11 protein-coding genes and 6 pseudogenes are annotated in these 11576 nt (G+C 66.9%); 14 read left to right on the plus strand and 3 right to left on the minus strand.

The annotated features are described in order from the left end of the window. Positions 1–335 precede the first annotated feature (335 nt). Positions 336–542: pseudogene (locus tag ABEB07_RS39255) on the minus strand (transposase); the annotation flags it as partial. A gap of 438 nt (positions 543–980) precedes the next feature. On the opposite strand from ABEB07_RS39255, the gene ABEB07_RS20995 reads away from it, so the two are divergent. From ABEB07_RS20995 to ABEB07_RS21010, 4 genes and pseudogenes are all read left to right on the plus strand, one after another. Then, on the plus strand, positions 981–1556 hold the full coding sequence (locus ABEB07_RS20995; RefSeq protein WP_345669774.1) for a hypothetical protein: 576 nt from the start codon (positions 981–983) through the stop codon (positions 1554–1556). Then, entirely contained in the window at positions 1553–1684 is a 132-nt protein-coding gene (locus ABEB07_RS21000; protein ID WP_345669775.1) for a hypothetical protein, read from the plus strand. The genes ABEB07_RS20995 and ABEB07_RS21000 overlap by 4 nt, the downstream gene beginning before the upstream one ends. A gap of 473 nt (positions 1685–2157) precedes the next feature. Continuing rightward, positions 2158–2411: pseudogene (locus ABEB07_RS21005) on the plus strand (helix-turn-helix domain-containing protein); the annotation flags it as partial. A 78-nt stretch (positions 2412–2489) separates the two neighbouring features. Next, a complete protein-coding gene (locus ABEB07_RS21010) occupies positions 2490–2633 on the plus strand; it encodes a hypothetical protein (RefSeq protein WP_345669789.1) in 144 nt (47 codons plus the stop codon). 19 nt (positions 2634–2652) lie between these two features. On the opposite strand, the gene ABEB07_RS21015 is transcribed toward ABEB07_RS21010, so the two are convergent. After that, positions 2653–2829 (minus strand): hypothetical protein, encoded by a 177-nt coding sequence (locus tag ABEB07_RS21015; protein WP_425589044.1) that lies wholly within the window; start codon positions 2827–2829, stop codon positions 2653–2655. Between the two features lie 549 nt (positions 2830–3378). Between ABEB07_RS21015 and ABEB07_RS21020 the strand changes: the two are divergent. The 10 genes and pseudogenes from ABEB07_RS21020 to ABEB07_RS21065 all read left to right on the plus strand — a co-directional run. After that, a pseudogene (locus ABEB07_RS21020) lies at positions 3379–3645 on the plus strand (IS256 family transposase); the annotation flags it as partial. Positions 3646–3658: 13 nt separating this feature from the next. After that, positions 3659–3982, plus strand: coding sequence for a hypothetical protein (locus ABEB07_RS21025; RefSeq protein WP_345669776.1), 324 nt, complete (start codon positions 3659–3661; stop codon positions 3980–3982). 918 nt (positions 3983–4900) lie between these two features. Beyond that, positions 4901–5287 (plus strand): hypothetical protein, encoded by a 387-nt coding sequence (locus ABEB07_RS21030; protein WP_345669777.1) that lies wholly within the window; start codon positions 4901–4903, stop codon positions 5285–5287. Positions 5288–5354: 67 nt separating this feature from the next. Then, positions 5355–5647, plus strand: a pseudogene (locus ABEB07_RS21035) (transcriptional regulator); the annotation flags it as partial. A gap of 229 nt (positions 5648–5876) precedes the next feature. Further along, positions 5877–6293 carry a hypothetical protein gene (locus ABEB07_RS21040; protein WP_345669778.1) on the plus strand — a complete coding sequence of 139 codons (417 nt, stop codon included), beginning with the start codon at positions 5877–5879 and terminating at the stop codon, positions 6291–6293. A 47-nt stretch (positions 6294–6340) separates the two neighbouring features. Next, entirely contained in the window at positions 6341–7792 is a 1452-nt protein-coding gene (locus ABEB07_RS21045) for a hypothetical protein (RefSeq protein WP_345669779.1), read from the plus strand. Then, positions 7789–8298, plus strand: a complete 510-nt coding sequence (locus ABEB07_RS21050; protein ID WP_345669780.1) for a hypothetical protein — start codon at positions 7789–7791, stop codon at positions 8296–8298. Before ABEB07_RS21045 ends, ABEB07_RS21050 begins: the two co-directional genes overlap by 4 nt. Before the next feature lie 359 nt (positions 8299–8657). Next, positions 8658–8861: pseudogene (locus ABEB07_RS21055) on the plus strand (transposase); the annotation flags it as partial. A 64-nt stretch (positions 8862–8925) separates the two neighbouring features. Continuing rightward, positions 8926–10466 (plus strand): annotated as a pseudogene (locus tag ABEB07_RS21060) (ISAzo13 family transposase). 26 nt (positions 10467–10492) lie between these two features. Beyond that, positions 10493–11041: a hypothetical protein gene (locus tag ABEB07_RS21065; RefSeq protein WP_345669781.1), complete on the plus strand. Its 549-nt coding sequence runs from the start codon at positions 10493–10495 to the stop codon at positions 11039–11041. A 265-nt stretch (positions 11042–11306) separates the two neighbouring features. Here ABEB07_RS21065 and ABEB07_RS21070 read toward each other — a convergent pair whose 3' ends face one another. After that, positions 11307–11480 (minus strand): hypothetical protein, encoded by a 174-nt coding sequence (locus ABEB07_RS21070; protein ID WP_345669782.1) that lies wholly within the window; start codon positions 11478–11480, stop codon positions 11307–11309. Between the last annotated feature and the right edge of the window lie 96 nt (positions 11481–11576).

The following is an 11576-nucleotide window of genomic DNA, read 5'->3' on the forward strand; positions in this document are numbered from 1 at the left end:
AGGCACTGCAGGCGAGAAGGCGCTCGGTCCAGGCTCCGTGAGCGGTGGCGCGGAAGAACCATCCCGTTGCCGCGAGATGGAGCGCGGGGCCTCCGAAGAGGAGCAGGGGGATCCGTGGCCGAGGGGGTGGCCGACAACGAGTTCGCGACGTCGACAGGGGCGTCGGTCATCACGCGTCCGGCGGTGAGAACGGTCTCGCCGAGCAGGATGATGAAGAACAGCCGCAGTCGCTCGATCATGTGCTCGGCGTCCAAGGCGAGTTCATGGCTCTGAGCGTGCGGCCGGGCAGCGGCTGTGGGAGCCAGGTGCCGGTGAGGTCGACCAGGGCGGCGCGACGTGGTCACGGTCTTCTCGCGGTGGCCGTTGCGCCAGATGGTGCGGGTGTCGGTGTGTTCACCCCACTCGGCGCCGATCTTTGTGGTGGCTTCCGCCTTGATCAGTTCCTGCAGCAGCCTTTCGGCGACCTCGCGGACGAGTTCAAGACCATCTGCCGAACGTAGTGACTCAAGCAGGCGAAGTAGGTCATGCTGGGACAAGGCCACCGTGTACCCTCTGGGGTCGAACTGCCCGTTCACTCCGGACAGTTGCACGTTGGCCTGCCAGTTGAGCAGGGCACAACCACCGGCAGACGGTGCACTCCAGGGAGTGAAACCCGCGCACTCAACCGCGGAGATCCCCTACACCACACAGCGGGACGCCATCCGGCGTCGTCGGGAGCGTAGTGGCTGTGCACGTCAAGGCGTGAGTGTCGAGCGACGGTGCCCGCCGGCCGGGAGCGGTAGACCTCCATCTGGCGAAGGAGCGCGGGTTCGGGCGAGGTCTTGCGGAAACTGTGTGATTCGTGTTGAACAGGGGTCGTCCACACCTGATCGGGTGACGTGATCTCGATATGTCTGACCTGGCGGTTTTCGCTGCCTATGGTGGATTGCGCGTGGCGGTTGGTCTGCCGTCTCGCGCGAGCCCACGAAAGGGGTCACGGCATGCCGAACGTGTCGGTTCAGTTTCATGAGGGTTCCGGGCTCAGGGCGTCCTTCGAGGGGGTGGTGGACCCGGACGGGGCAGAGGGATACGTGTTCTCCGGCAAGGTCAGAGCCATCTGCGCGCTCGATCGGTCGAGCACGGATTTCGAGAACACGGTGGAGTTCGGGCACGGCGGCGAGTCCGGTGACTACACCTATGTGGCGTATCGCCCCGAGGGCGGCGAAGAAAACGTCTGGACCGTCGAGGGGAAGGGACAGCGCAAGAAGAACGAGCCGGTGGATTTCAAGATCGGCATGAACACGGGACTCAGCGGCCAGTTCAGCTATGGCAAGAGCGTGACTGCCACGCCGGGCGGGCCACGCCAAGAGATCGACCTGTTCCTCCATGACCCTGGATGGGACGTCCAGTTCAACGGCTTCGCCTGGGCGGACGGCCCGACCGGCTACGTCATCCAGGGAAAGCTGAGCCGTGGCAAGCTCCGACAGGGATCGTGGGAATCCGAGCAGATGACGTTCGGATACAAGACGTCCAGCGGGAGCTGGGAGTACAAAATACGCCGATCGACAAAGGCGTGAACGTTACGGTCAGGGGCAGCCGCAAGGACGGCGAGAGAATCCAGGTGCTCATCGGGACCACCACCAAGACCTTCAACAGGTACAACTACAGCGACGAGGTCTCCCTCTCCCTTCCCGCCAAGTTCTGACCTGATGTCCCTACGACGGAGCACTCGATCTGCTGTAGCTCTCGGACGACGGCGGCAAATTGTCTGTCGGGGAGCTTGAGTGCCTGCTTATGAGCCGAAAATGACATACTGATCGGCGCTTGCGCAGCCCACGATCCGAACGGCGTGGCATGGGCGGTGAGATCTGCTGGTCGGCGGGCTGACAGTTGGCGTCGTGGTGTGAATGCCCGAGGGAGCCGTCGCGGCGGTGCGACGATGAAGCCGGGTCGTGCGCCCGGCGGCCTCTGGATGACGGTGACCGCCCTTTTGGTCAGTCGCGTTGGGCTTCGCGGGAGGCCGGCTGTCCGTTTCTGCGGGAGCTTCGACGGGTGACGCGCCTGGTCATGAGGGTGATTGCGGTCCTGGTGATCAGTGCACCTCTTTCACCCTGCGCTGGAGGGTGAAATGGGCTGGTCAGCGGGTGTCGTGACGGGGAAGGGCCCCTCGTCGTTGGCGTGGTGATTCCACTCGGCACACCGTCGAGGGGAGGGGCCCTGTTGGTTCCGTATCGAGCCACGCTCGACGTCAGGTTTCGGGATATCTCAGGCCACCGCCTGGCGATACGTGGACGAGGCTCTGGACGTTCTGGTCTCCTGGACACCTGCCCTCCATGAAGCACCGCAAGCACGGCTCGTCCTGACGGCACACCGCTCCGGTTCTCCCGCGCGACGTCAGGAGGACTCATGACCTGACCGCGGCCCGCGCGCACGAGGCCGAACGGGCCGAGGTCAACGTCTGGGCCCACGAGGCCGGACAGTACGACGCCATTATCGACCTCACCCAGGCGATGGGCGAGGTCCTCGACCCCGCCCACGACTCGGGCGACCACCTGCACCCCGACGACGCCGGTTTCCAGGCCATGGCCGGCGCCGTCGATCTGTCCATCCTCCGACGCCGGTCAGGTGGAGAGGCCGCACGCCTTCGCACGTGACCGCTCCACCCAACCACCGTCACCGCGCGGCGTAGCTCTGCAGGCGCTTCTCCCGCTTCATTGCCACGGAGGCCGGCCATCGGGCATCGTCCTCACCGTGGACCCCGTCCAGCAGGACAGCGGCGGCTTTCCCGGCCTCCAGCTTGCGGGCTCGCAGGATGGTCAGGCAGACGTGGGCGGCCACGGCCAGGGTCATGTGGCGGTGCCGGCCGCCCTTCGGCGGTGGCGATCTTGCTGATGCGGCCGAAGGTATCGTAGTGGAGCTGAGGTCGCCTGTTTTCGCGATTCACCGTCCGGTCCTCGTAGTCCCACCTTGCAGAGGAAGACTCCGTTGAGAACCGGAATAGGCACAGCCAAAGACGATTGCGCAACGGACTGCGGCTGGTTCCTCGCATGGCTCGCTGTCGGGGCGTACCTCGCCTTTGGGCCGGCCGCTCTGCCGTCAGTGGGGCGGCCTTGATCGTCCTGGCCGCCGCGGCCGCCGTGCGTCTGCTCTGGAAGGGAACGGGAATGCCGCCTTCGGAGACCTGACCGGTCCGAGCCTGCCCCTGCTCTACCTCTCCCACCTCAACCGCGGCGGCCCGGGACACGTATGCCGCGCGACCAGCGGCGGGCAGAACTGCACCGAGGAATACCCCCCGTTCCGTTCCTGCTGGCCTGCGTGCTCCTGCTCGCCGGCGGCTTCCTGGTCTTCCTCGCTCCCATCTGACCGCCTACTCGGGCGGCCGACCGGTGGTGCAGGGCGTTCTACGAGTTCCCCGCTGAGCACTGGATCCATTTGCGGACCACGAATCCGAACGAGTCGACCTTCGCCACGGTGCGGCTGCGGACGAAGGTCACCAAGGGGGCCGGCTCCCGAGCGGTCGCCGTGGCGATGGTCTTCAAGCTGGTCGAGTCCGCCAAGAGCCGCTGGCGAGCCGTGAACGCACCTCATCTCGTTGCCCTCATCCGGGCCGGAGCCCGCTTCGAACGCGGCCACTGGGTCGAACGCCTTGAGTCCTTCGCGGCATAAGGTCTGGTGCACTATGACCGACTACGACGTCTACGGCACCAGCAGCCACACAGCCCGCGAGCTTGCTCGCGTCACCGGCAGCTGCCTCGGGCTGGTCTTCACCGAGCACGACAGCTACTACCGGGGGATCTATTACCGGGCGGACAGTCCCGACTGCGAGATCGAGATCCAGCCCAACCCGATTCCCGGCGACGACGGTGACGACGACCTCTACGTCACCGAACACCCAACACTTCAGGTGTTGTTGATGACGACCACCCCGGCCTCCAGCCCCGCCCTGCGGGCACAGTTGGTCGCCATCGAAGGGCTTGTCCACCTGAAGCACGAATCATGGTGAACGGCTGCTGATCCACAGCTTTTGACAATTGCTCGCGGATGGAGGCGGGCTGACCGCTGTGGGGTGTCGTCGGCGCCGGGAGTCGGTGTGGACGCGGGCGCCGAGCTGTTCGATCAGGAGATCAAGCCGTCGGAGGCTCACGGCGTCTGCGAGTGAGCTTGACACCGTAACGACATGAACACCGGACCGCACGCCGCACGCCCAGCAGGGTGGCACCCTTGCCAGGGCGATCGGACTCCGGCGGTCGGAACGCCCCTGGTTCGTCGCGGGGTACGGCGGATGCCGGTGTGCTCACCCCGAGGGACCGATCAGGCGTAGTGGCGGTACAGCGCCTGTGCCACGCAGGCCCGCTTGTCGCTGCCTCCCACCTCGACGGTGAACGTCAGGGGCATCCTCACGCCGTTGCCTCCTCCACAGCGCCGAGGGCACCGTGCAGAGGGATCTTCACACCGACCGGCACGGGGTGGGGGAAACGGACCTTATCCAGGCCCCAACGCGACTCTGTCGGGGATCTTGGGGTTTCCCGATGTGGCGGCGTGATCATCGGGCATGCTCGGGTGGTTCCGATGTCCGAGGCAGCTGTCGAGGTGCCCGTTGTCCCTGCGCCCGCGTTCCGGTGAGCATGTACGGTCTCCGACCGCGCGGGTCGCGCGAGCGAGCACCCCGGGTGGCACGATGGCGATATGGATGCGCGACCCGTTGGACGGCCCGGCCTGTGGCACGACGAGGACTTCGCCGACTGGTGCCCGCGGGACGGACGTCCGAGTCTCTCACCCGCCCAGTTGGCCACCATCTGTGTGCTGCAGTTCCTGCTCGGCCTGCCGGACCAGCAGGCCGCCGAGCGGTCCGCTGTCGTATCGACTTCAAGTACGCGATGGCCATGGAGCTGGACGACCCCGGCGCAAAGAGGTCGGCCTGGTGCGCGAGCGCACCACACAACGCACCGACTCCACCCATGTCCTGGCCGCGGTGCGCGATCTGACCCGCCCAGAGCTGATCACCGAGGCGGTCCGCGCCGCACGGGAAGAAGTCGCCGGAACCTTGCCACACCTGCTGGACGAGCTGGTCGGCGAGGACTGGGCACGCCGCTACGGCCGACCGGTCCGCCGGAGCAAGAACCCCACCAAGCCCAAGAGCAGGTTCCTCGCCACCGGAAACGACGCCGCCCGGCTCCTGGAACACCTCTACCGGCACGGAGCAGACCGCACCTGCGGTCCGCGGATCCAGGCCCTGCGCCAGATCGTGGTGCACAACTACCAACGTGACGCCGCAGGACGCCTGCGCTGGCGCACCGCCGAGAAGTAAGGCGGCCCCGGGCTGCCGCCCTCGTCCCGGGCCATCGTCTCGCCCTACGACACCGGGGCCCGCTACGCCCTCGGTGCCGACGAGTCAACTCGGCCGTCTCAACGGCGTGATCGGCAAGGACACGGAGGAGCCGGGAGTCATCCCCTTCACGGCACCCGTCAAGATCGTGCCTGCCAACGGCTTCTGGGTACTCGACGACCCTCTGGTCGCCGTCGAGGACTGGCACGCCGAGCCATGGCTGAACGGCGCCGACAACATCGTCACGAGAAGGTCTGGAAGACCCTCAGCGAGTCGGCGATGTACGCGGCCGGCGCCCACGACGTCATCGCGTCGGCCCGCCGACCCCTGAACCCACGCTGAAGGTGTTGCGTGCGTGCGCCTGGGACACAGCGCATCACGAGCAGGCGTACGTCGGCGAGCCTGACCTGTCGATCGGCACCAGCGTCCTGCCCAGGAGATTCGGTATGTCCTCGCCGACGCGGTCCGCACCGCGTCGGCGCGAGGCCGGTTCCCGGCTCACCAGCCCTTTGCAGCCCTGACCGCACCCCACGTAGAGTCGCGGCATCTGATCACACTCGGGGGAGCGATCATGACCGAACATGACATATCACCGAGCGGTGCGGCGCCGGCCCGGATGCGTCTGAACCACGCGGCCCCGCTCGATGGCGGTGGAGGCTCCCCGTCCGGCGGCAAGGATCTCGCTTCGAGCCCCGCGGAGAAGAAGAAGGCAGCCGAGGCGATCGAAAGGCACCTGGAGCCTGACACTCACAGGGACGGCACCCAGGCGCATGAGAGCACGGGGGCGGCCGCACGGGAGTTTGAGGGGTGGCTCACCGGACCTGCTCTGAAGACCGCGCGTACGACGTGGAGCGAACAGCTCACGACGCTGATGAACCGGCTCGGCTCAGAGAAGGCCGCATTGCGTGCCACGAACACGCTGCTGCGGAACACGGACACCGGCATGGGGCTGGGCATCCGCAAGTCCTCCGCGCTCGACTCGTTCTGATCGCACAAGTCCAACGAAACCGCGGGCGCTGCAAAGGGAGTTCAGTCATGGTGACGTACTACGAGATCATGGGCACCGACCTGTCGAAACTCACCACGGCTGCCGACGACTGGGCCGCCATGGCCAAAGACTTCGACAAACTCGCTCGGACCTACGAACAGGAAGTACATGGCATCTCCCTCGGTGACACGTGGGTGGGCCTGAGTGCCGGCGCCGCGCGCTTCGACGTGACGTGGAGGGAGTACCAGGGGGCCCAGAGCGAGGCGCAGGCCGTGGCCGATCTGCTCAGGGCCGCGCACGCCGAATTGAGCCGTCTTCGCAAGAAGATCGAGTACGTCCGAGAGGACGCGGTGAAGGCTGGCATGAAGGTGTCCGAGCAAGGCGCCGTCGGTTTCGACACGTCCAAGCTGGATCGCAGCGAGTACATGGCCTACGTGCACGATCGTGACTGCCAGGAGAGCACCCACAAGGCTGCTGCCGGATGGGCCGCGCAACTGGACTCGGCGGTGGCGGCCCTGAACGAGGCGGATGAAGGGTTCAAACTCGCTCTTGCCTCCGTGATGCAGGACAGGGACCCCTTGGACGGCACGATCGGCGGTTTCAACCGGGAAGCCAGTTCCGACCCGTACCCGTCGCTTGCGGAGAGGGCGAAGGCGCAACACGTCCCCAAGGGCAAGAAGGAGGTCGCCGAGTGGTGGCGCGGGCTCGATCCTGTCACGCGCGGCCTCCTGCTTCACGAGAAGGGCGACGAGTTGCGGAAGGCGGGGATCATGAGCCCGCTGTACCACTGGCACGCTGCTGACGCGGGGTCCGGAGCCTTCGACACCGAGAAGCCCACGGCCAAGGATCTGTGGTACCTGGCCCGCGCGCAGGCCGTCGCGACCGGCGGCGACTTCAGCGGGGAGAACGCCGCGTCGCGCAACATGGAGCATTACCTGAGCGCATCGGGTGACCCGCTGGACCTGGACATCGACCGCATCCTCAAGGATGATCCCGGATTTCGCGATGATGTCTCGGTCCACATCGCCCAGAACCAGGACGCGTGGCGACAGCAAGGGCTCGATGCCTTCGAGAAAGCCGGTGGCGACAAGACCGTTGTCGTGCCGGTGGAGAGCAAGGCGGTCGGTCGCACCTTCCGGAGTGACGAGTGGTTCCACGCGGTCGGCTCCCACCAGCAGAACGTGTCGGGGATGGTCACCGTCACCCCCGGAGCGGACGGCAAGCCCAGGGTTTCGCTCGACTACCAGGCCAACGTGTGGGACCGGTACAACTGGGACGCCGGCAAGTCGACCACCTTCCCCGGGGGCGTGGTGATCCCGGACTCCGAGATGGGACGGTTGCACAAGACCGGACTTGCTCAAGAGTTCGACATGCGAGGCAGCAGCTCCACGTACACGTACGACCTGGACAGCGATGCGAAACCGACGGTGAACCCGCCGAACCAAGGACGAGAGGGAACCCGCGGCGACGTCTCCCGCGGCGACGAGGAGAACCGGTGACGATTACACGAGGCGCCCTCCTCATCGCGGCAGTGGCAGCGACCCTTCTGCTCTCCGCCTGCTCCAGCCCGGACACGGACGATCGCCGTGCGACCGACGGGCGCGCCTCGCGGTGGGACGAGAACGCCGGCGCGCCCGAGGCGTCGGCGTTCATGAACGTGACGGCGCCCAAGGGCGCGACCGAGGTCAAGGGAGCTGTGCAGATCAACCCCCAGGAGGACATCTACCTCCTCTCGTTCGTCACCAGCGAGAAGAACGCCGAAGGCATCGCGGCGGACCTTCGTCCCGAAGAACCGCTGAAGGTGAAGACGGCTGACTTCGCGCCGGATGGCGAGCTGTTCCGGCACCTCCAGTTGGCCGAGCCCCAAACGCTGAAGGGAGCCCGCTCGGCCGGTGTCTGCCCCCCGTGCGCGAAAGACGATCGCCGCAAGAACGTGCAGTGGATCGACATCTATGTCCAGGCGCTCGAGGGCGATCAGGCCCGGGTCTATCTGAAGGCGTTCTGACCTCGGTCTCAGTCGAGTACGGCATCGGGCCCGGTGCGGACGTTGACGGCCGCACCGGCCTACGTCGATGTGGGCTTCCGGCGAGCAGGGCGCCAGGACTGCGGCGCTCCGCGTCTTTTCAGCCGCCTCAGCCTGGAGGCCAACTGGAGAGCTGGTCGAGCTTCACTCGGCGGAGATGGCGTGGTGGGCCGGGACGTGCATGTCGGTGAGCGGCTGGGTGTTCGGCTGGCTGACGGTCTGGCGGAACGGGTACGCAGCGCAGGGTTCGAGCGCTCCGGAAACCGCTGGTCGCTGTTTCTGATAGCGGAGTGAACCGCTCCGCGTCTGATGGAGGCTCGATTCCCTGAGAGGAGCGAGTCATGGCACGTCCGTCCCCTTACCCTCCTGAGCTTCGCGAGCGTGCGGTGCGCATGGTCGCGGAGATCCGCCCCAACTACCCGACGGAGTGGTCCGCGATGAAGGCGGTCGCCGCGAAACTGGGCATCGGTGCCGCTGAGACGGTTCGGACTTGGGTCCGCAAAGCCGAAGTTGATGCCGGCCGGCGTCCGGGCGTGACGTCGGACTTAGGGCTTGCAGGGAATCAAGGTGTTGCTCCCACACCTGGACGAGCGGCAGTGACGGCTGCTGATGGCTGCGTAGGCTCGGGTGCTGGGACACGGCGGTGTCCGAGCCGTGGCGCAGGCCGGCGCGGTCAGCGAGACGACGGTCCGCAAGGGCGTGTTCGAACTGGAGGCCGGTGAGGAGCCACTGGGGCGGGTGCGGCGGCCGGGCGGCGGCCGCAAGCGGGTCGCGGATCTGAATCCGGGGCTGCGGCCAGCACTGTTGGCGCTGGTCGAGCCGGATGTGCGGGGGGATCCGATGTCGCCGCTGCGGTGGACGGTGAAGTCCACCCGCACTCTCGCGCAAGAGCTGACTCCGGCCGGGCACTGCGTCAGTGCCGACACCGTCGCCGACCTGCTGCGAGAGGAAGAGTTCAGCCTGCAGGCCAACGCCAAGACGATCGAGGGAAGCCAGCACCCGGACCAGGATGCCCAGTTCGGCTGTCTCAACGAGCAGGCCCGCCGGCATCGGGATGCCGGCCAGCCGGTCATCAGCGTGGACACCAAGAAGAACGAGCTCGTCGGCGAGTTCAAGAACAACGGCTGCCAGTGGCGGCCGAAGGGTGAGCCAGTGCGGGTGAACGTGCATGATTTCGCCGACCCGCAGCTGGGCAAGGCCGTCCCCTACGGGATCTACGATCTGGCGGCGGACACCGGCTGGGTCAACGTCGGCACCGATCACGACACCGCCGCGTTCGCGGTCGAGTCGATCCGCCGATGGTGGCAGGGCCAGGGCCAGGCCGCCTACCCCCGGGCGGCACGACTGCTGATCACCGCCGATGCGGGCGGCTCCAACGGCTACCGCACCCGGGCCTGAAAACTCGAACTGGCCCAGCTCTCCGCCGGGACAGGACTGACCATCACTGTGTGTCATCTACCACCCGGCACATCGAAGTGGAACAAGATCGAGCACCGGCTCTTCTCGCACATCACCATGAACGGGCGCGGTCGCCCGCTGACCAGCCACGAAGTCATCGTCCAGTCCATCGCCGCGACCACCACCCGCACCGGGCTGCGCGTGAGCGCAGCCCTCGACACCACCACCTGTCCCACCGGAGTCCGTTTCGCAGACGCGGAGATGGCGGCACTGCCGCTGACCCGGCACGCCTTTCACGGCGACTGGAACCATGCCCTGCACCCGCAGCCCTGCCCGGCCGTCCCGGTGGGCCGGGCTCAGCAGGCACCGGCCCCGCAGTGGGACCAGGCCCTGCTGTCCGATCCCGCCCTGACCGGCATGTCCCGGCAACAGCTGGACGCCCTCACAGAGACTTTGGCAGCCGACAGCGATGTCCGGCGCGGACGTCCGCCCCGGCTCGCCTTCCCCGAACAGGTCCTGGCCACTGTGCTTCATCTGCGGGTCGCCCTGGCGGCGGAACCTCTCGCCGTGCTGTTCGGCAGCAGCCGCACCGCGCTGCACCGCACCCTTCTGAAGACCAGGAAACTGCTCGAAGCACACGGCATCGTCATCCCACCCGCGACGACGCCACCCCCCGTCCTCGCGGCCCTCCAGACTCGGGTCCTGCCCAAACAGGCGAGCCCCACACCAAGAGCAAGACGACGTGTCAATGATCTGCAACCCCTTAGGCTCAGCCTTCATGACCGACAACTCTGACGCGCCCAAGCGCCCCCTCCTCGTTCTGCACGACTACGGGATGGGCGGTTCATGGTGGTGGGTCCGAGCGCGTTCCAAGCGGGAGGTTCTCGAAACGTTCGCCTGGGTTGAGGTGGTCACCGACCCGGACGCTGTGGCCCGGTCTCGGGATGAGGGCCTGGAGGAAGTCGACATCGACGATCTTCGAATGCCTCCTGGACTGGATGGTCTGCGCGCCCAGCGTGACGCCCAGCGTGAGTGTGAAGGCTTCGGCGCGCTTGCAGAGAGGGACGTTGTATTCCTGCGGCGTCGCTGGGACGAGGAGGGCGATGAACCGGTCGTATATCTGATGGAGGTGGGCCCCGACGGGCGTCGGATTCGCCAAGTGGAGCTGGCTGAGGACGGAACCGCCGTGCGCAGTGGCCCTGACGATTGGCCGTTCAACCCACCGATCGTGGACCTCTTCGACCCTGTGCTCTCGAGAGAAGAGATCAGCCGGAGCGAGTTCGAGGAGCACTGGACGACAGCTCGCCAGGCGGATGCTGAATCGTAGGGGCAGACCCGGTCGGCTCACCTGGTTCCGTGCCGTCGTCTTCGATGGCGTCCGGGTTCTCGTAGAGAGCCAGCTCGGCTTGTTGCGCACGAACGTTCCTGCCGTGGCAGCGGGGTGAACAGGCACTGCGTGGGCTGACCGCGGGCCGGATGAACTGGGCTCCGCAGCCGGGGCAGGGCAGGACCTGCTTCTGGTCCTGGAGGATGCCGTTGCTGGCGGGTGCTCTCTTCAGGAGATCGTCTCTGCGTCGGCATCGCGCCGAGCATCACCAGGGAGCCGGGCCGGCCTCGACGTTCGGTCGGGGCGGGCGGCCGCAGTACTCGCAGAGCAGGCGGTCGGGCGGCGGCGGTGGCGTGCGTTCGAGGACGTCCTGGAGTTCGGCGGGGTCTCGTCCGGTCGCGGCGGCGAGGCGGGACCAGCTGAGGGCGCCGGCTGTCATGGGAGGGTCGCTGAGGTAGGCGCGCAGCTAGGGACTGTTCGGGGTTCGGATCTTGTCGAGGCTCCATGGTGGGCCGGTCCGGGCTGGTAGAACTCG

The organism is Streptomyces similanensis (assembly GCF_039543625.1).
Lineage (GTDB): Bacteria > Actinomycetota > Actinomycetes > Streptomycetales > Streptomycetaceae > Streptomyces > Streptomyces similanensis.

Bases quoted from the DNA above. Each gene is read 5' to 3' on its own strand.
- ABEB07_RS20995 (WP_345669774.1), top strand. From the start codon at position 981: ATGCCGAACGTGTCGGTTCAGTTTCATGAGGGTTCCGGGCTCAGGGCG.
- ABEB07_RS21010 (WP_345669789.1), top strand. From the start codon at position 2,490: ATGGGCGAGGTCCTCGACCCCGCCCACGACTCGGGCGACCACCTGCAC.
- ABEB07_RS21015 (WP_425589044.1), bottom strand. From the start codon at position 2,829: ATGACCCTGGCCGTGGCCGCCCACGTCTGCCTGACCATCCTGCGAGCC.
- ABEB07_RS21025 (WP_345669776.1), top strand. From the start codon at position 3,659: ATGACCGACTACGACGTCTACGGCACCAGCAGCCACACAGCCCGCGAG.
- ABEB07_RS21040 (WP_345669778.1), top strand. From the start codon at position 5,877: ATGACCGAACATGACATATCACCGAGCGGTGCGGCGCCGGCCCGGATG.
- ABEB07_RS21045 (WP_345669779.1), top strand. From the start codon at position 6,341: ATGGTGACGTACTACGAGATCATGGGCACCGACCTGTCGAAACTCACC.
- ABEB07_RS21065 (WP_345669781.1), top strand. From the start codon at position 10,493: ATGACCGACAACTCTGACGCGCCCAAGCGCCCCCTCCTCGTTCTGCAC.
- ABEB07_RS21070 (WP_345669782.1), bottom strand. From the start codon at position 11,480: ATGACAGCCGGCGCCCTCAGCTGGTCCCGCCTCGCCGCCGCGACCGGA.